At 59.0% G+C, this 19,011-nt stretch carries 13 protein-coding genes; 3 read left to right on the top strand and 10 right to left on the bottom strand.

Features of this window, described 5'->3' with window-relative positions; all coding sequences use genetic code 11:
* Both BTN45_RS04750 and BTN45_RS04745 read left to right on the top strand, forming a co-directional pair.
* Window positions 1-1,284, top strand: coding sequence for a DNA polymerase IV (locus BTN45_RS04750; RefSeq protein WP_207589118.1), 1,284 nt, complete (start codon window positions 1-3; stop codon window positions 1,282-1,284).
* A gap of 166 nt (window positions 1,285-1,450) precedes the next feature.
* Window positions 1,451-2,689, top strand: a complete 1,239-nt coding sequence (locus tag BTN45_RS04745) for a L,D-transpeptidase family protein (protein ID WP_207589116.1) — start codon at window positions 1,451-1,453, stop codon at window positions 2,687-2,689.
* Between the two features lie 23 nt (window positions 2,690-2,712).
* Here BTN45_RS04745 and dnaE read toward each other — a convergent pair whose 3' ends face one another.
* Complete coding sequence (gene dnaE, locus BTN45_RS04740) at window positions 2,713-6,213, bottom strand: DNA polymerase III subunit alpha (protein WP_004441347.1); 3,501 nt, start codon at window positions 6,211-6,213, stop codon at window positions 2,713-2,715.
* Between the two features lie 72 nt (window positions 6,214-6,285).
* On the opposite strand from dnaE, the gene BTN45_RS04735 reads away from it, so the two are divergent.
* Window positions 6,286-6,588, top strand: coding sequence for a hypothetical protein (locus BTN45_RS04735; RefSeq protein ID WP_207589114.1), 303 nt, complete (start codon window positions 6,286-6,288; stop codon window positions 6,586-6,588).
* Window positions 6,589-6,706: 118 nt separating this feature from the next.
* Here the strand turns inward: BTN45_RS04735 and BTN45_RS04730 are convergent, their stop codons facing one another.
* From BTN45_RS04730 to nuoL, 9 genes are all read right to left on the bottom strand, one after another.
* Window positions 6,707-7,390, bottom strand: coding sequence for an ABC transporter ATP-binding protein (locus tag BTN45_RS04730; protein ID WP_004441345.1), 684 nt, complete (start codon window positions 7,388-7,390; stop codon window positions 6,707-6,709).
* Window positions 7,391-7,405: 15 nt separating this feature from the next.
* On the bottom strand, window positions 7,406-8,713 hold the full coding sequence (locus BTN45_RS04725; protein WP_207589112.1) for a lipoprotein-releasing ABC transporter permease subunit: 1,308 nt from the start codon (window positions 8,711-8,713) through the stop codon (window positions 7,406-7,408).
* Window positions 8,714-8,836: 123 nt separating this feature from the next.
* On the bottom strand, window positions 8,837-10,159 hold the full coding sequence (gene proS / locus BTN45_RS04720; RefSeq protein ID WP_142181485.1) for a proline--tRNA ligase: 1,323 nt from the start codon (window positions 10,157-10,159) through the stop codon (window positions 8,837-8,839).
* Window positions 10,160-10,818: 659 nt separating this feature from the next.
* On the bottom strand, window positions 10,819-11,124 hold the full coding sequence (locus BTN45_RS04715) for a DUF1467 family protein (RefSeq protein ID WP_006697998.1): 306 nt from the start codon (window positions 11,122-11,124) through the stop codon (window positions 10,819-10,821).
* 276 nt (window positions 11,125-11,400) lie between these two features.
* Window positions 11,401-13,068 carry a ribonuclease J gene (locus BTN45_RS04710; RefSeq protein WP_035207842.1) on the bottom strand — a complete coding sequence of 556 codons (1,668 nt, stop codon included), beginning with the start codon at window positions 13,066-13,068 and terminating at the stop codon, window positions 11,401-11,403.
* A gap of 202 nt (window positions 13,069-13,270) precedes the next feature.
* A complete protein-coding gene (locus BTN45_RS04705) occupies window positions 13,271-14,011 on the bottom strand; it encodes a biotin--[acetyl-CoA-carboxylase] ligase (protein WP_207589111.1) in 741 nt (246 codons plus the stop codon).
* A gap of 26 nt (window positions 14,012-14,037) precedes the next feature.
* Window positions 14,038-15,480, bottom strand: coding sequence for an NADH-quinone oxidoreductase subunit NuoN (gene nuoN / locus BTN45_RS04700; RefSeq protein ID WP_006697996.1), 1,443 nt, complete (start codon window positions 15,478-15,480; stop codon window positions 14,038-14,040).
* Window positions 15,481-15,498: 18 nt separating this feature from the next.
* Window positions 15,499-17,010, bottom strand: a complete 1,512-nt coding sequence (locus BTN45_RS04695) for an NADH-quinone oxidoreductase subunit M (protein ID WP_112554958.1) — start codon at window positions 17,008-17,010, stop codon at window positions 15,499-15,501.
* A complete protein-coding gene (gene nuoL, locus BTN45_RS04690; protein ID WP_004441331.1) occupies window positions 17,010-19,007 on the bottom strand; it encodes an NADH-quinone oxidoreductase subunit L in 1,998 nt (665 codons plus the stop codon). Before nuoL ends, BTN45_RS04695 begins: the two co-directional genes overlap by 1 nt.
* Between the last annotated feature and the right edge of the window lie 4 nt (window positions 19,008-19,011).

Here is a 19,011-nt window from a genome sequence, read left to right as displayed (position 1 = left end):
ATGTCCACGTCGCATCCTTATGATCCCGGTTTTTGCCGCGACTGTCTGGTCGGCCAGCCAGAGGGGCTTAGACGTTGCCGTGCCTGCGGAAGCCCGCGGCTTGTCTATCACGCCGAACTCTACGGTCTGAGCATCGCCCATATCGATTGCGATGCCTTTTATGCCTCCGTTGAAAAGCGGGATAATCCGGAACTGGCCGATAAACCTGTCATCATTGGCGGCGGCAAGCGCGGGGTGGTTTCCACTGCCTGTTATATTGCCCGTATTCAGGGCGTGCGCTCCGCCATGCCCATGTTCAAGGCGCTGGAAGCCTGTCCCGACGCCGTGGTCATCAAACCTGACATGGAGAAATACAGTCGTGTCGGGCGCGAAATCAGGGCGATGATGCAGGAGTTGACGCCGCTGGTGCAGCCGCTTTCCATAGACGAGGCGTTTCTCGATCTTTCAGGCACCGAGAAGCTGCATCACGATCCACCGGCGCGCGTGCTGGCGAAATTTGTCCGGCGCGTGGAAAAGGAAGTGGGGGTGACGGTTTCAGCCGGGCTTTCCTACTGTAAATTTCTCGCCAAGGTCGCGTCCGACCTGCAAAAGCCCCGCGGCTTTTCCGTGATTGGCGAAGCGGAAGCGCTGTCGTTTCTTGCGGCGCGGCCGGTCACGACCATCTGGGGCGTGGGCAAGGCCTTCGCGGCGACGCTGGAGGCCGACGGCATCCGCATGATCGCACAGCTGCAGGAGATGGAGGAAACCGAGCTGATGCGCCGTTATGGCGTGATGGGCCAACGGCTCTTCCGGCTGTCGCGCGGCATTGACGAGCGGCATGTGCACAATAACGACCCTGCCAAAAGCGTCTCCTCCGAAACCACCTTCTTCAACGATATTTCCCGCCATGAGGACCTTGTGCCGATCCTGCGGTCGCTCTCGGAAAAAGTCGCCTGGAGGCTCAAGAAAAATGGCATTGCCGGCCATACGGTTGTCTTGAAAATGAAGACGGCCGACTTCAGGATTCGCACCCGTAATCGCAAGCTGGACGACCCCACGCAGCTAGCCGACCGAATTTTCCGCACCGGCCTCTCATTGCTCGAAAAGGAAACCGACGGGACGAAATTTCGCCTCCTCGGCATCGGCGTCAGCGATCTGCGCGATGCCGGCCTTGCCGATCCTCCCGATCTCGTCGACAGACAGGCGGGGCGCCGGGCCGCGGCGGAAGCAGCAATGGACAAGCTGCGCGACAAGTTCGGCAAGGGCAGCGTCGAGACCGGCTATACGTTTGGCTCGCGGAAATAACCGAACCCGTTAAGCCCTTCGGCCGACATATCGGTGCATCGATCTCCCGAACTATTTATTTTAGATTTTACACAAATTAGTGATAGCGCGGCAGCGCCACCCTTAAACTTCATTAAACTTAGCGTGGTTGAGTGAGGGAAGTTTTGTGCATGTGGTGTATTGCGTCATGTCCCTTCGCCTCCGTCTTATGGCCGGCATGCTGTCGGCCAGCATTCTCGCCTTTCCGGCGCTCGCCGCTGACAGCAGGTCCCTGCAGATACTTGTATCGAAAAGTGACCAGTCGCTCGCGCTTTATGAGAATGGTGAAATCATCGCCACCTCCAAAGTCTCGACCGGCAAGGCCGGGCATGAGACACCGAGCGGCATATTCTCCATTCTAGAGAAGCGGAAATACCACGAGTCGAATATCTATTCGGCCGCCCCCATGCCGTTCATGCAGCGACTGACCTGGTCCGGCATCGCGCTGCACGAGGGTAAGGTGCCGAACTATCCGGCTTCCCACGGCTGTGTGCGTCTACCTTCCAAATTCGCGAAGTCACTCTTCGGTGATACGCGTACCGGGGTGCATGTCATCATCACCGACCGCCCGGTCTCGCTGCGCTTTGTGCAACATCCGGCGCTGTTTTCGCCGCGTGACGACGCAGATGACGGCAAGCTGCTTCTGTCGGATGTAGAGTTGCGGCCCGCGAGCTTCGATGCGGCTCTGGGCGCGGTCGAAGTCGCCGTCAATGAAAAAACCCAGGCCATCAAATCGACGGCGAAGGCGAGAGAGCCTTCACCGCTGCGCATTCTCATCACAAGGCGTGGCGAGCGGGAAAGGGTAATGGATATTCAGACCGTGCTGACCCGTCTCGGCTTCGATGCCGGTTCGGCCGACGGTTATGCCGGGGAGATGACGATCAGCGCTATCAACGGTTTCAAGCGGTGGAAGGGGCTGAAAACGTCAGGGCCCCTTCTGACCGACGCTTTCGTGGCGGCGCTTTATGCCTCCGCCGGTGAAGACCACCCGCCAACCGGGCAGATCATGGTGCGGCAGGACTTCAAGCCGCTTTTTGAGGCCGCCATCGACATCAAGGACCCGGAAGTCGCGCTCGGAACCCATTTTTACGAGGCGGTGTCCGTGGATCGCGCTGCCGGAACCGCCGAATGGAACGGCGTAACGCTCGACAATCATCTGCCAGCCGCTGCCCGCAAGCGGCTCGGCATCACCGTTACCGAAGCGCCCGGCGGTTTCGACCAGTTAAGTGCCGTGCTCAGCCGTCTCGACATTCCGCAGGACATACGCGCCCGGATTGAGCAGGAACTCTCAAGCGGAAGCTCCATCACCGTTTCCGACCTCAGTCACCAGATGGAGACAGGATCGGGAACGGACTTCATCACCGTGACGAAGGAAGGGCCGGTCTGAGCGAGGCGCGAAGGCGCTGCGCCTCACACCAGTTCCACATCAACGACACCGGGGGCCGACCGAAGAGCAGCGGCTATTTCAGGCGAGATACGGTATTTCTCCGTCAGTTCGACCTCGATCTCGCGGCTACCCTCATCCTTGATAACGATGAAATAGACCGAGCCGTCACCCCTGGTGTTGAGGTGGCGGGCAACCGTTTTCAGCGGGCCGGAATCACGCACATAAACACGCAGTGCTTTCTGCATCTGCACGGATTTTTCTTCCAGCGACTGCGCCGTCTGGATGCGCAGACCGATACCTTCAGGGCGCTCTTCCGCCTGCACCGTGATCACCAACGACTTGCCGACCTCAAGCAGGTCGCGGTACTGGCCGAGACCTTCGGAAAACAACACCGCCTCATATTGCCCTGAAGCATCCGAGAAGGTGACGATACCCATCTTGTTGCCGGTGCGCGTCTTTCGCTCCTGTTTGCCGGTAACGGTGCCGGCAAGACGCCCGGCAGTCGCCCCCTGTTTCACAGCAGCGGAAAAATCGGCGAAATTCTGCACGCGCAATTTTTCCAGTACGGGGCGATAGGTATCCAGCGGGTGGGCCGTGAGGTAGAAACCGAGAACCTGATATTCGCGCAGCAGCTTTTCCGAGGCAAGCCAGGGCTGGAAGGCAGGAAGCACCAGCTTTTCCGGGCCATTGCCGCCGCCCGAGCCGAACATGTCCGACTGGCCGATGGTGCGGTTGTTCTGCGCCATCTGGGCATAACCGATGATACGGTCCAGCCCGCCGATCAGCTCTGCGCGGTCGCGGCCGAAACAATCAAAAGCACCGGCATTGATAAGACTTTCGAGCACACGCCGGTTGATCTGTTTGGGGTCAATGCGCAGGCAGAAATCCTCGAGGCTCGTGAACGGCTTGTCGCCGCGGATCGCGACGATATGTTCGACCGCTCCTTCGCCAACACCCTTGATGGCAGCCAACGAATAATAAATGCGGTTCTCGCCCGTTTCGAACTGGCGGAACGAGGTCTGGACGGACGGCGCGACGATTTCAATGCCGAGACGACCGGCGTCCTGACGGAAATCGTTGAGCTTTTCCGTATTGGCCATATCGAGCGTCATGGAGGCCGCCAGGAACTCCACCGGATAATGCGCCTTCATATAGGCCGTCTGGTAGGAGACGATCGCGTAGGCCGCGGCATGGCTCTTGTTGAAGCCGTAATTGGCAAATTTTGCGAGAAGATCGAAGATGGTGTCGGCCTGCGGTTTCGAGACACCGTTCTTGATGGCGCCATCAACGAAGCGCTCGCGCTGCTTGTCCATTTCCTCCTTGATCTTCTTACCCATGGCGCGGCGCAGAAGATCGGCTTCGCCAAGCGAATAACCCGACAGAACCTGGGCGATCTGCATCACCTGTTCCTGATAAACGATAACGCCCTGTGTTTCCTTCAGCAGATGGTCGATGGTCGGGTGGATCGATTCCAGCTCTTCTTCGCCATGTTTGCGGGCGTTATAAACGGGGATGTTTTCCATCGGGCCGGGACGATATAGTGCCACCAGAGCAATGATATCCTCGATGCAGTCCGGCCGCATGCCGATCAGCGCCTTGCGCATGCCGGCACTTTCCACCTGGAACACGCCGATGGTCTCACCGCGCGACAGCATTTCATACGTCTTGGCGTCATCGAGCGGGATGGCGGCGAGATCCACCTTGATGCCGCGCTTGGCGACAAAATCGACGGCTACCTTCAGCACCGTCAGCGTTTTCAGGCCAAGAAAGTCGAATTTGACGAGGCCGGCGCTTTCAACCCATTTCATGTTGAACTGGGTGACCGGCATATCGGACCGCGGATCGCGATACATCGGCACCAGCTTCGACAGCGGGCGGTCGCCGATGACGATACCGGCAGCATGGGTTGAGGCGTGGCGATAAAGCCCCTCGATCTTCTGGGCGATATCCAGCAGGCGGGCGACAACAGGCTCCCTGTCCGCTTCTTCCTGCAGGCGCGGCTCCTCCTCGATCGCCTTCGAAAGCGGCGTCGGGTTGGCCGGGTTGTTGGGCACCAGCTTGCAGATCTTGTCCACCTGCCCGTAGGGCATTTCCAGCACGCGGCCGACGTCGCGCAGGGCCGCGCGCGCCTGGAGCGAACCGAAGGTGATGATCTGCGCCACCTGCTCGCGGCCGTATTTGGCCTGAACGTAGCGGATCACTTCTTCGCGACGATCCTGGCAGAAATCGATGTCGAAGTCGGGCATCGACACGCGTTCAGGATTAAGGAAGCGTTCGAACAGCAGTGAGAAACGCAGCGGATCGACATCGGTAATCGTCAGCGCGTAAGCGACGAGCGAACCCGCGCCCGAACCACGGCCCGGTCCGACCGGGATATCGTGCTGCTTGGCCCATTTGATGAAGTCGGCAACGATCAGGAAATAACCGGGGAACTTCATGCGCGAGATGACGCCGAGTTCGAAATCGAGCCGCTCGCGATAATCCTGTTCCGTATAACCGGGCGCCATACCGAGCGCGGCAAGGCGCTGGTCCAGCCCCTCCACCGCCTGACGTCGAAGCTCTTCCGCTTCGGCGCGTTCCGCTGCCTCAGGATCGTCGCTGGCGCCGGTGAAACGTGGCAGGATAGGCCCGCGCTTCTTCAGCACATAAGAGCAGCGCAACGCAATCTCGACGGTATTGTCCAGCGCCTCCGGCAGGTCTGCAAACAACGCCGTCATTTCCTCCCGACTTTTGAGGTAATGGTCGGGCGTCAGGCGAAAGCGGCTGTCGTCCGAAACAATGGCATTATGCGCCACCGCCATCAGCGCGTCATGCGCTTCGTAGTCGGCCTTTGACGGGAAGAACGCCTCGTTTGTGGCAACCAGCGGAATATCATGGTCATAAGCGAGGCCGATCATACGCCGCTCATGCGAACGGTCATACCCGGACTGACGCTGCAATTCGATATAAAGCCGGTCACCGAAGAGTGACTTCAGTGTCAGCAGCCGTTCCTTCGCCTGGGCGGCATGACCTTCCCTCAAGGCCATATCCACCGGGCCGCCGGAAGCGCCGGTCAGCGCGATCAGGCCCGCATTTGAGTCCTCTTCCAGCCATGCGCGGGTAATGTGCACGGAATGGCCACTGCCCTCGCCCTCAAGATAGGCACGGCTCACAAGATCCACCAGCCGCTCATACCCTTCGGCATCGGCGGCGAGAAGAACGATAGCGGGAAGTTTCTGAAGGTGGCTGTTGTGGTTGCGGCGATCCTCCGCCGCATCCTGCATGTCGATCGACAGCTGGCAGCCGATGATGGGCTGCAAACCCTCATCCCGCGCCTTTTCGGAAAACTCCAGCGCAACGAAGAGGTTGTTGGTATCTGTAATGGCAATGGCCGGCTGGCCGTCTGAAACGGCCTTGGACATGATTTTCTTGAGGGGCAGAGCCCCTTCAAGCAGGGAGTAAGCGGAATGAACCCGAAGATGAACGAAACCCGGGGTGTTCAGGTTTTCGTCAGAGGTTTCTGCCCGCACAACCGTATCGCCCATATCATCATCCTGTCATTCTGAATCACGGGGGCGATTTTCCGATTTCCGGCGCTTGATGTCCACCGCTTTGCGATGTCCATACAGGCTTCTGCGCCGGTATCTTCTTCACAGCGCGGTGAGGATTACCGAAAAGCTGGCAACGAAGACAGCAATGGAGGTGAAAGCGGCAACGTCACGGATGAAATCAGTCATTGGTCTCTCCTTACTCGTTATGTTCCAACTTTGTTCTCATTTCGTTCGATTGTCAACAGGGTTCTGCTGATGTTCTCCTTGCCAACGTGGCAGAATCGCTTTCGGTTCCCGCTTCCAGAACCGCAAGCCGCTGACTCCAAAGCGAAAAACCCGGAAGAAAAAATCCTCGGGGTCCAAAAATGAAACTTGGAAAAATCCCTGCTCGCGGCAGCCAAGCGGCCAGCCTCCGTCAAGGGCGCATCCGATCCCTCGCCTCGCCCGCCGTTCGGGGTCGGTGGATGGCGGGACAGGCTCGGTCAGGTCAAAAATCGACGATCTTGCCCTCGGCGAGCGTTACGCGGCGATCCATCCGGCCGGCGAGCTCGTGGTTATGCGTCGCGATCAGCGCTGCGAGACCGGACTGGCGAACCAGCGCCTCCAGTGCGTCGAAGACATAAGAGGCGGTCTCCGGATCGAGATTGCCGGTCGGCTCGTCCGCCAGCAGCAGGAGCGGTGCATTGGCGACGGCGCGGGCAATGGCAACGCGCTGCTGTTCACCCCCGGAGAGCTCGGCCGGACGGTGTTCGCCACGATGCCCGACCCGCATGTAATCCAGAAGCGCGCTCGCGCGTTTACGCGCCTCCGCCTGTGACAGGCCGGCGATGAGCTGCGGCATCATCACGTTCTCAACTGCCGAAAACTCGGGCAGCAGATGGTGGAACTGATAAACGAAGCCGATGTCGCTGCGGCGGATCGCCGTGCGGGTCTCATCCGGCAGGCCGTTGCAGGGCGCATCGTTGATATAGACTTCGCCGGCGTCTGGATGTTCGAGAAGCCCGGCGAGATGCAACAGGGTGGATTTGCCGGTACCGGAGGGGGCGACCAGCGCCACCATCTCACCGCTCTTCAACTGGAAATCCGCCTTGCGCAGAATGGAAAGCGACGTCTCGCCCTGACCATAGGTTCTCTCGACGCCGGTAAGCCGCAGCACTGTTTTTTTTGCCATATTGCGAAGCGGTCCTTATTCGTAACGCAGGGCCTGCACCGGATCGAGCTTGGAAGCACGCCAGGCCGGGAAGATCGTTGCCAGGAAAGAGAGCGTCAGGGCCATGATGACGACGGTGATGGTTTCACCAACATCCATTTCGGCCGGAAGCTGGCTGAGGAAATAGAGCTGCGGATCAAACAGCACCGTGCCCGAAATCCACGAGAAGAACTGGCGGATGGATTCGACATTGAGGCAGACGACGACGCCAAGCGCCACGCCAGCGAAAGTGCCGACCGTGCCGATCGCCGCGCCGGTCATGAAAAAGATGCGCATGACGGCACCTGAGCTTGCGCCCATGGTGCGCAGAATGGCGATATCGCTGCCCTTGTCCTTCACCAGCATGATCAGGCCGGAAATGATGTTGAGCGCCGCCACAAGAACGATGAGGGTCAGGATCATGAACATCACGTTCCGCTCCACCTGCAGGGCGGAAAAGAAGGTCTGGTTCCGCTGCCGCCAATCGGTGATGTAGACCTGCCGTTCGGCCGCCTGCTCCACCAGCGGGCGGATGCCATCGACGTCATCCGGGCGGCTTACATAAAGCTCGATGGACTGCACGACGCCGTCAGCGTTGAAATAGAGCTGCGCCTCGGAGAGCGGCATGTAGATCATCGAGGCGTCATATTCGGACATACCGATCTCAAAGACACCGGAAATCTTGTAGGATTTCACGCGGGGATTGACACCCATCGGCGTCACGTCACCTTCCGGTGATATGAGGGTGATATCGTCGCCAGCCGTTACACCCAGTTGCGATGCGAGCCTGGAACCAACGAGGACGCCGTCTCCGGCCATAAAGCCAACGAGATCGCCGGTCTTGATGTTGGTCGCTACTTCCTTGACCTTGTCGATGTCTTCCTGGCGCACGCCGCGCACCAGCGCGCCGGAGCCCGCGCCACCGCGGCCGGAGGCAAGCGTCTGGCCTTCCACCAGCGGCAAGGCCATGGTAACGCCGGGGACGGCGGCGAACTTCTTCGCCAGCTCATCGTAATTATTCAAGGGCTGGTCGATCGGCTGAACGATCATGTGGCCGTTGATGCCAAGAATGCGGGAGATCAGTTCCGTGCGGAAACCGTTCATGACGGCCATGACGATGATGAGCGTCGCCACACCCAGCATAATTCCGACAAAGGAAAAACCGGCAATGACGGAAATGAAGGCTTCCTTGCGCCGCGAGCGCAGGTAACGCCAGGCCACCATACGTTCAAAAGCGGAAAACGGCCGGGCGGTCTTTGCCCCGGCGGAAACAGCCGCACCCTTTTCAGCTTCGGCTTGTGCCATGTCGTCTCCCTGATCTCAAACTGCAAGGCCGGTCTTTTCCGAAAACCGGCCCAAATTTCTGCGGCATCCACGCCACGAAACAAGAGCGGACTTCGTGTGAAGCCGCCCCAATTCCGCTCGCGCTTAACCGAGCACCCTGTTCATCGCCGCCTCGATCGTCACGGTTTCCCGCTCCCCGGTCTTGCGCTCCTTGACTTCGACCTCGCCATTCGCGACGGAGCGCGGGCCGACGATGATCTGCAGCGGCACACCAATTAGATCGGCGGTGGCGAATTTCTGGCCTGCACGGTCGTCCGTATCGTCGTAGAGAACATCCTTGCCGGCGTTGGAGAGCGAATAATACAGCTTTTCGCAAGCAGCATCGCAGGCCGCATCTCCAGCCTTCATGTTGATGATCACGACGTCGAAAGGAGCGACCGAAGCCGGCCAGATGATTCCGTTCTCGTCATGCGATGCTTCAATGATGGCGGGAACAAGGCGTGTCGGGCCGATGCCATAGGAACCCATGTGGACAGGGTGTTCCTTGCCATCCTTGCCCTGCACTTTGGCGCCCATCGGTTCGGAATATTTGGTGCCGAAATAGAAGATGTGGCCGACTTCGATGCCGCGTGCCGAAAGGCGCTCGCCCTCGGAAATAGCGTCATAGGCGGCCTCGTCATGCATCTCGGAGGTGGCGGCGTAATCGGCTGTCCATTCGTCAAACACGCCCTGCAACGCTGCAACATCATCGAAATCGGTGTTTTCGGCGGGAATGGCGCGGTCCAGGAAGCTCTTGTGGCAGAAGACTTCGGATTCGCCGGTATCCGCCAGAATGATGAATTCATGGCTGTGGTTGCCGCCGATCGGACCTGTATCGGCACGCATGGGAATAGCGCGAAGGCCGAGACGTTCGAACGTGCGCAGGTAAGCCACAAACATCTTGTTATAGGAATGGATCGCGTCTTCCTTGGTGAGGTCAAAGGAATAGGCGTCCTTCATCAGGAATTCGCGCGAGCGCATCGTGCCGAAGCGGGGACGCACCTCGTCGCGGAACTTCAACTGAATATGATAGAGGTTCAGCGGCAGGTTCTTGTAGGACTTCACATAGGAACGGAAGATGTCGGTGATCATCTCCTCATTGGTGGGGCCGTAGAGCATCTGGCGATCCTGGCGGTCCTTGATGCGCAGCATCTCCTTACCGTAGTCGTCGTAACGGCCGCTTTCCTGCCAGAGTTCCGCGGATTGCAAGGTCGGCATCAGAAGCTCGATGGCGCCGGAGCGGTTCTGCTCCTCGCGGATAATCTTGTTGACCTTGTCCAGCACACGCTTGCCCAGCGGCAGCCAGGAATAAATGCCAGCCGACTGCTGCCGGATCATGCCGGCGCGCAGCATGAGACGGTGAGAAACGATTTCCGCTTCCTTGGGGTTTTCCTTCAGGATGGGCATGAAATAACGGCTGAGACGCATGACGGCTTCCATTGATGCGGACGATAGCGCGCGAAGCTGCGGGAATCGCCCCGAATAGAGGGATATTGGCGCCGGATATAGCGGTTTCCGGGGCGGATGAAAACCCGCCATGAAAAGAGCGTTTAATGGGCATTTCGTTGTATTTTCGCGATAGCTAATTCGCGCCAAAACGCTTTGGCCGAAATATTATTCTTGATCGGGTGCGACAAAATGCACCACAGGGAATTTTTTGCCGACTGTAACAAATATGCAAAAAATGAGATGACAAGGCTGGGGGTTTGAGCTAGCTTTAGCTTACAAAAGAGGCAGGAAGTTTAAATTCTTGTCATTTTCGCGGTCAGTCTTGGGAGGATCAGATCTTAGGCGCGCTCGTTCGCAGCCCCGGTAACGGTTACAGATCACGCGAAAACTGGAAAACAAGGCTGAAAGGCCTTGTTTTTTTTTGCCCTGGCAAATTGCCCCGCTCGCTTCGTCATTCCGCAGAGCTCCGCGATGAATTGAGATCAGCAAGCTCCTGCTGTTTGCACGATAGATATGACATCCATATGACAGTGTTTGGCCGGATTGATGGCGGACTGCCCGATGCTTAGGCAGTTCCGGGGTTCGTTCTCGGGCCGACCCGTCAAGACGCGACTGGGGCGGATACCGCCCCGCTGTCTTTAGTCGAAAACGGGAATAATTCTCGGCAGATCATCAAGGCTGACACCGAACCACCAGGTTCCGCCATACCATAGGCCACAGATCAAAGCCGAGATCAGGGTCGTCCACAAAACGATCCGCCCGCCCTTGAAGCGGGAGGGTGCGCTGGCGACCGTGCCCAGTGCGACATCTCCGTCTTCATCCTGGGTGCGCAGGCCAATCGGCAACACGATGAAAAGCACCGTCCACCAGACGATGAAATAAACGGCGAAGGCCGAAAGAAGCGGCATGTGATCCTCCTGCGCAATGGGCTTCTTGTAACGCATTCATCGGCGAACCGGAATCAATTCTCGGCAAGAAGCGCAAAAAGCCTTGGGAGGACAACCAGAACCGCGCTTTGAGCAGGTGCCATCAGGGCGCTGACGAAGGCGGACGACCTCTCCTCCGTCATGCCGGACTAGATCCGGCATCCAGCCACGGCGCGTCTGCGCCGTGAGACGAGTCTTTGCGCGATCAAGGACTTGATCGCACTGGACCCCGGATCTAGTCCGGGGTGACGGAGTGCGGATGATACTATCGCCTGAAAGCTCCTGCCTCCCGGCTCAGACCTTGGTTACGAAAACCGTCACGATCGGCTTCTTGCCCCAACTCTGGTTGGCGGCGGCGCGTACGGCGCGGCGCACGGCTTCACGCAGCAGTTCCAGATCCTTGCGGCGGGCGCGCGGAATGCTCTCGACGGCGCCGAGCACGGCGTCATAAAGCGTGTCCTCCATCGCCTCATCCTCATCATCGAATTCCGGCAGGCCGAAAGGCACGACATCGGGATCGCCGAGGAAGTCGTAACGGCTGTCCAGCACAACATTGACGGCGACGTGGCCGGCGAAGGAGAGCTTGCGGCGATTGCTGATGCCCATCTCGTCCATGTCACCGACGAGATTGCCGTCCTTGAAGACGCGGCCATGCGGCACGTCATCGATCACTTCCGCCGGGCCGGGTGCGAGGCGCAGAACGTTGCCGTTGCGCACCTTCGGCACCTGCGAGATACCGGCCTGTTCGGCCAGTTCCTTCTGCGCCACCAGATGCGCCGCCTCGCCGTGCACAGGCACGACGATCTGCGGCTTCGTCCATTCATACATCTTGAGAAGCTCGTTACGGCGCGGATGGCCGGAGACGTGAACGAGCGCCTCATTGTCGGTGACGATGTGGACGCCCTGTTCGATCAGGCCGTTCTTGATATCGATGATCGCCTTTTCGTTGCCTGGGATGGCGCGTGACGAAAAGACGACCGTATCGCCGGAGGCGAGCGCCACATTACGCATCTCATCACGGGAAAGCTTGGCGAGTGCTGCGCGCGGTTCCCCCTGCGAACCCGTCAGGATCAGCACCACACGATCACGCGGAATATAACCGAATTCATCTTCAGCGAGGAACGGCTTGATGCCTTCCATAATGCCGAGGTCCTGCGACACGTTGACGACACGCTTCAGCGACGAGCCGAGCAGCAGCACTTCACGACCGGCAGCCTCAGCCGCCTGCGCGATCGAGCGGATACGCCCGACATTGGAGGAGAAGGTGGTAACGGCCACGCGGCCTTCGGCATTTTCGATGATCTGGCGCAGACCTTCCGAAACCTCATGCTCGGAAGGCGATACACCATCACGCACGGAGTTCGTGCTGTCGCACATCAGCGCCAGCACGCCCTCTTCACCGATGGCGCGGAAGCGGGCTTCATCCGTCAACGGCCCAAGTGAAGGCGCCTCATCGATTTTCCAGTCACCGGTATGGATGACATTACCGAGCGGTGTGCGGATGACCAGCGACATCGGCTCGGGAATGGAGTGATTGACGCCAACCGCTTCGATTTCGAAGGGGCCAACATTGATGCGGTCACCCGCCTTGAACGGCGTGATCGGAATTTCCGCGCGGCTACCCTCATAAGCGCGCTTTGCCTCCAGCATGCCAGCGGTGAACGCCGAGGCGTAGACCGGCACGTTGAGGCCGGGCCAGAGATCGTTCAGCGCACCATAGTGGTCCTCATGCGCGTGGGTGATGATGATGCCCTTGAGGTTCTTTTTCTGCGCCTCGATATAGCTGATATCGGGCAGCACGAGATCGACACCAGGCAGATCGAGACCGGCAAAGGTCACGCCGCAATCCACCATGATCCACTGGCGCTTGCTCGCCGGCCCGTAGCCGTAAAGCGCCAGATTCATGCCGATTTCACCCACGCCGCCAAGCGGCACAAAAACCAGTTCGTCCTGTTGAGCCATTGTTTTTCTTATCCATTCAAAAAAGCGCGCAGGACGGCATCACGCCGCGCCATGCCGCTGCTATCAGCATCGGACCTCTTGAACCATCTGATCGACCGGGCCGATGCGGAGCCGGTTTGTCACCCTGCATTTCATGAGCTGCAGGAAAGCTCCAACCTATGGGATCCGGTTCGGCGCGGGTTTTTTACCCGCACCGTGCACCTCATCCGAAAAACACGTCGCCAGCGGCAATGGAGCGTCTTGCGCCCTCGTCCTCATCCAGCAGCAGATAACCATTATCATCAATTCCGACAAAACGCCCGCCGATCGAACGATCCGGGAAATTGACGGTGATATGTTCGCCAATGCCGCAGGCCGCTGCCCGCCAGCTGGCGATGATGGCGGATACGCCCCTGCCCTCATCCCATTCCCTCAGAACCTCGGCCGTTTCACGGAAGAGATGGGCAAACAGTTCCTCGGGCGAGCAAGACGCACCATGTTCCGACAGCATCGTAACGGGATAAAGCGGATTATCAGGTTTATGGGCGATATTGATACCAATGCCGATGACGATGGCGCGCCGGCCGTCAGGCAAAAGCTCGGCTTCCATCAGAATGCCGCAGGTCTTGCGGCGGCCGATCAGCACGTCATTTGGCCATTTGATCTCAAGAGCCTCACCACCCGGCGGCAAAACCGCGCGAATGGCGCGATAGACCGCGAGCGCAAAAGCGAGCGGCAGGGAGCCGATGCGCTCAATCGGCGCGGGATCGATCAGAAGAAGGGAAGCGTAGAGATTGCCGGGCTCCGACACCCAGGGACGCCCACGGCGGCCCCGGCCGCCGGTCTGGCGGATGGCGGTAACCCACAGGTTGCCGCCATCACCCGCCCGCGCCCGGGCGAAACATTCCAGATTGGTCGATGGCGTTTCCGCCATCGCCTCGTGCCTGATATCGTCGATGGACATCCGGCCCGTATTCCTTCGTGTACTGCTCAAAAGAAGGTCTTCGCCGCAGCAGTGACCGCGTTGCCAAGTGCACCGCCGAAGACGATGAAGGCGACGGTGAAGAAGGCCGACAGCGCATAAACCACTTTGAGTTCGCCCGACGGACGCTCGAACTTGTCCTTGGCTTCATCAAACCACATGACCTTGACGACGCGGATGTAATAATAAGCGCCGACAACCGAACCGATCACACCGATGATGGCGAGCGGATAAAGCTTCGCTTCGATGGCGGCCAGGAACACGTAGTACTTGCCGAAGAAGCCGGCGAGCGGCGGAATGCCGGCAAGCGAGAACATCAGGATCGTCAGCACAACCGCCATGAAGGGATTGGAAGACGAAAGACCGGCGAGATCTTCGACATTCTCGACATTGCCGATTTCCTTGCGGCGCATGGCGAGGATGCAGGCGAAGGTGCCAAGCGTCATGACCATGTAGACGGCCATGTAAAGGATAACGCCAGCAACACCAGCCTGCGTGCCAGCAGCAAGACCGACCAGCGCATAACCCATGTGACCGATGGAGGAATAGGCCATCAGGCGCTTGATGTTCTTCTGGCCGATTGCGGCGAAGGAACCGAGCAGCATGGACGCAATGGAGATGAAGACGACGATCTGCTGCCAGTCGGCAAAGACCGGCTGGAACGCCTCGATGACGATGCGAACGAGGATCGCCATGGCGCCGATCTTCGGTGCTGCCGAGAGGAAGGCCGTAACCGGGGTCGGCGCGCCTTCATAAACGTCCGGCGTCCACATGTGGAACGGAACGGCGGAAATCTTGAATGCCAGACCGGCCAGCACGAAGACCAGACCGAAAACGAGACCGAGCGAACGGGTTTCCGAGGCCAGAACCTGGGCAATTTCCGTGAAGCCGGTATTGCCGGTGAAGCCGTAGACCAGCGACATGCCGTAAAGCAGCATGCCGGAAGAGAGCGCACCGAGAACGAAGTATTTCAGGCCCGCTTCCGTAGAACGCAGGCTCTCGCGGTTGATGGCGCAGACGACGTAAAGCGCCAGCGACTGCAGTTCCAGCGCCATGTAGAGCGAGATCAGGTTATTGGCCGAGATCATCAGCAGGATGCCGAGCGTCGCGAGAACCAGCAGCACCGGATATTCGAAACGGCCGATCGGTTCGAAGCGTCCCTGGCCAACGGCCAGGATCATGGCGGTGATGGAGCCGATCAGCGCCAGCACCTTCATGAAATTACCGAAGGCATCGGCGATGTAGACACCGCCGAAAGCAACACCCGATGCGGGGGCAAAGATGATCCAGAGACCGACGACGAGCAGGAGGGCAACGGCAAGGCCGGTGACCGTCGTTGTCGACTTGTCGCCCGAGAAGACGCCAATCATGAGCAGCGCCAGCGCGCCGACCGCAAGGATCAGCTCGGGCGTCGCAATGTGCAGACTGGCAAAAAGGATTTCAGCGGTCATGTCCAACGGGTCCTGTCGTCAATTCATAGTGAGCGCAACATTTTGCGCCGCCTGCAATGCAGCCGTATAGTTGTTTACCAGAAGATCGACCGATGCGGCTGTCGCATCGAACACCGGAGCCGGATAGACGCCGAAGAAGATGGTCAGCACAACCAGCGGATAAAGGATGACCTTTTCGCGGGCCGAGAGATCGAGCAGGCTCTTCAGGCTTTCCTTCTCCAGCGCACCGAAGATCACGCGGCGATAAAGCCACAGCGCATAAGCGGCCGAGAGAATGACACCGGTTGCGGCAAACAGCGCAACCAGCGTGTTGGCGCGGAAGACACCGACCAGCGTCAGGAATTCACCGATGAAGCCTGATGTGCCGGGCAGACCGACATTGGCCATGGTGAAGATCATGAAGGCGACCGCATATTTCGGCATGTTGTTGACGAGACCGCCATAGGCCGCGATTTCGCGGGTATGCAGACGGTCGTAAACAACGCCGACGCAGAGGAAGAGCGCGCCCGAGACGATACCGTGCGACAGCATCTGGAAGATCGCGCCCTGCACGCCCTGAACGTTGGCGGCGAAGATACCCATGGTCACGTAACCCATGTGGGCAACAGATGAGTAGGCAATCAGCTTCTTGATGTCGTCCTGCATCATCGCCACCAGCGAGGTGTAGATGATGGCGAGAACCGACAGCGTAAAGACGAAAGGTGCGAAATAGTCCGACGCCAGCGGGAACATCGACAGCGAGAAGCGGATGAAACCGTAACCGCCGAGCTTCAGCATGACGCCAGCCAGAATGACCGAACCTGCGGTCGGGGCCTGAACGTGGGCATCCGGCAGCCAGGTGTGCACCGGCCACATCGGCATCTTGACCGAGAAGGCGGCAAAACAGGCGAGCCACAGCCAGGTCTGCATGCCGGCCGGGAAGCCGTATTTCAGCAGTTCCGTCATATCGGTCGTGCCGGCCTGCCAGTACATGGCCATGATCGCGAGCATGGTCAGAACCGAGCCGAGCAGCGTGTAGAGGAAGAACTTGTAGGAGGCGTAAACGCGATCCTTGCCGCCCCAGACGCCGATGATGATGAACATCGGGATCAGCGTCGCTTCGAAGAAGACGTAGAAGAGAACGGTATCCAGCGCCACGAAGACGCCGATCATGACAACTTCCAGCAGCAGGAAGGCGATCATGTATTCCTTGATGCGCTTCTCGACCGAATCCCAGCTTGCCAGCACGCAGAAAGGCATGAGGAAAGTGGTGAGGATAACGAAGAGCATGGAGATGCCATCGACGCCGAGATGATAGGCGGCGATGTTGCCGAACCATTCATGCTTCTCGACCATCTGGAAGCCGGGGTTCGAATTGTCGAAACCGATCCAGATGAACAGCGACACGATGAAAGTGAAAACGGTCGTCAGCAGCGAGACATTGAGAATGTTGCGGCGACCATAGGGGCCGTTCTCATTCGTCAGAAGCAGGAGCACCACGCCGACGAGCGGCAGAAAGGTGACCGTTGAAAGAATGGGCCAATCGGTCATCAGAGGGCACTCCCGAGCATCATCCAGGTGACAAGCGCCGCGATGCCGATCAGCATCGCAAAGGCATAATGATAGAGGTAACCGGATTGCAGGCGGACCATGCGGTTGGTCACGTCAACCACACGCGCTGCAATGCCGTTGGGTCCATAGTGGTCGATGACGGCAACGTCGCCCTTCTTCCACAGGAAGCGGCCGAGCGCCTTCGCGGAACGAACGAAGAGGAAGTCATAGAGTTCGTCGAAATACCACTTGTTGAGAAGGAACTGGTAAAGGCCACGATGGGTCTCGGCCAGACGCTTCGGCGTCTCAGGCGACTTGATGTACATGTACCAGGCGGTCACGAAACCAAGGGCCATGGCGAAGAACGGGCTCCATTTCACCCACAGCGGAACATGGTGGAACTCTTCGAGGATCTCGTTTTCCGGGAGCGTGAAGAGAGCGCCCTTCCAGAATTCGGCATATTCGTGGCCGAAGAAGTAACCTTCGAAGGCAACGCCGGCGAAGATCGCGCCAACGGTAAGGATGAAGAGCGGGATCAGCATGACCATCGGCGATTCATGCACATGGTGCATGACGTCGGCAGACGCACGCGGCTTGCCGAAGAAGGTCATGAAGGCGAGACGCCAAGAGTAGAAGCTGGTGAACAGCGCGGCGATGACCAGCAGCGTGAAGGCGAAACCGGACAGAACCGAATGCGAGGCATAAGCGGATTCGATGATGACGTCCTTGGAAAAGAAGCCGGCAAAACCGATCATCGTTCCCGGGATACCAACGCCGGTCAGCGCCAGCGTGCCGACAGTCATGGTCCAGAAGGTGATGGGGATATGCTTGCGCAGACCGCCCATGTAACGCATGTCCTGCTCGCCATCGACGGCATGGATAACAGAGCCGGCGCACAAGAACAGCAGGGCCTTGAAGAAGGCGTGCGTGAAGAGGTGGAACACGGCAGCACCGTAAGCACCGACGCCGAGCGCCACGAACATGTAACCGAGCTGCGAGCAGGTCGAATAGGCGATAACGCGCTTGATGTCGTTCTGCACCAGACCGACGGTCGCCGCGAAGAAGGCGGTGATCGCTCCGATCAGCGTCACGACGGTCAAGGCATCATGCGAGAGTTCAAACAGCGGCGACATGCGGGCGACGAGGAAGACGCCGGCAGTAACCATGGTTGCGGCATGAATAAGCGCCGAAACCGGGGTTGGGCCTTCCATCGCGTCCGGCAGCCAGGTGTGCAGCAGGAACTGCGCCGATTTACCCATGGCGCCCATGAAGAGCAGCAGGCAGACGCCCGTCATCGCGTTGGCCTTGTCCAGCTGCATGCCGAACAGGTTGATGACGGTTTCGGTCGAGGCAGCGCCCTCAGCCGGCAGATAAGTGCCGGCGGCAGCAAAGATGGTTTCGAAGTTGATCGAGCCGAACAGCACGAAGACGCCGGAGATGCCGAGGATGAAGCCGAAGTCACCGACGCGGTTGACGATGAAGGCCTTCATCGCGGCAGCCGATGCGGACGGCTTCTTGAACCAGAAGCCGATCAGCAGATAGGACGCCAGACCCACGCCTTCCCAGCCGAAGAACATCTGCAGCAGGTTGTCGGAAGTCACCAGCATCAGCATTGCGAAGGTGAAAAGCGAGAGATAGGCGAAGAAGCGCGGACGATGCGGATCGTGGTGCATGTATCCGATCGAATAGAGGTGCACCAGCGTCGAGACGGTGTTGACCACGACGAACATGACGGCCGTCAGCGTGTCGATGCGGAACGCCCATTCGACGTCGATACCGCCCGACTGGATCCAGCGCAGCACGGTGACCTTGATCACCTCGCCCGGCTCGCCATGGGCGAGTGCGACATTGAAGAACACGATCCAGGACAGGATGGCAACCACGATCATCAGACCGGTGGTGACATATTCCGATGCCTTGGCGCCGATGGAGCGGCCGAAGAGGCCCGCAATCAGGAAGCCGATCAGTGGAAGAAAGACGATAGCCTTGTAGATCATAGCC

Source organism: Rhizobium sp. ZX09 (assembly GCF_017357485.1).
GTDB classification, from domain to species: Bacteria; Pseudomonadota; Alphaproteobacteria; order Rhizobiales; family Rhizobiaceae; genus Agrobacterium; species Agrobacterium pusense.
This window is presented reverse-complemented; position numbering and strand designations above follow the sequence as displayed.

Excerpts from the sequence above, each read along its gene's own strand:
- BTN45_RS04705 (WP_207589111.1), bottom strand. The coding sequence starts at position 14,011 with ATGTCCATCGACGATATCAGGCACGAGGCGATGGCGGAAACGCCATCG.
- dnaE (WP_004441347.1), bottom strand. The coding sequence starts at position 6,213 with ATGGGCGATACGGTTGTGCGGGCAGAAACCTCTGACGAAAACCTGAAC.
- BTN45_RS04730 (WP_004441345.1), bottom strand. The coding sequence starts at position 7,390 with ATGGCAAAAAAAACAGTGCTGCGGCTTACCGGCGTCGAGAGAACCTAT.
- BTN45_RS04735 (WP_207589114.1), top strand. The coding sequence starts at position 6,286 with ATGTCCATACAGGCTTCTGCGCCGGTATCTTCTTCACAGCGCGGTGAG.
- BTN45_RS04745 (WP_207589116.1), top strand. The coding sequence starts at position 1,451 with ATGTCCCTTCGCCTCCGTCTTATGGCCGGCATGCTGTCGGCCAGCATT.
- nuoN (WP_006697996.1), bottom strand. The coding sequence starts at position 15,480 with ATGACCGCTGAAATCCTTTTTGCCAGTCTGCACATTGCGACGCCCGAG.
- BTN45_RS04715 (WP_006697998.1), bottom strand. The coding sequence starts at position 11,124 with ATGCGTTACAAGAAGCCCATTGCGCAGGAGGATCACATGCCGCTTCTT.
- proS (WP_142181485.1), bottom strand. The coding sequence starts at position 10,159 with ATGCGTCTCAGCCGTTATTTCATGCCCATCCTGAAGGAAAACCCCAAG.
- nuoL (WP_004441331.1), bottom strand. The coding sequence starts at position 19,007 with ATGATCTACAAGGCTATCGTCTTTCTTCCACTGATCGGCTTCCTGATT.
- BTN45_RS04695 (WP_112554958.1), bottom strand. The coding sequence starts at position 17,010 with ATGACCGATTGGCCCATTCTTTCAACGGTCACCTTTCTGCCGCTCGTC.
- BTN45_RS04710 (WP_035207842.1), bottom strand. The coding sequence starts at position 13,068 with ATGGCTCAACAGGACGAACTGGTTTTTGTGCCGCTTGGCGGCGTGGGT.
- BTN45_RS04725 (WP_207589112.1), bottom strand. The coding sequence starts at position 8,713 with ATGGCACAAGCCGAAGCTGAAAAGGGTGCGGCTGTTTCCGCCGGGGCA.
- BTN45_RS04750 (WP_207589118.1), top strand. The coding sequence starts at position 1 with ATGTCCACGTCGCATCCTTATGATCCCGGTTTTTGCCGCGACTGTCTG.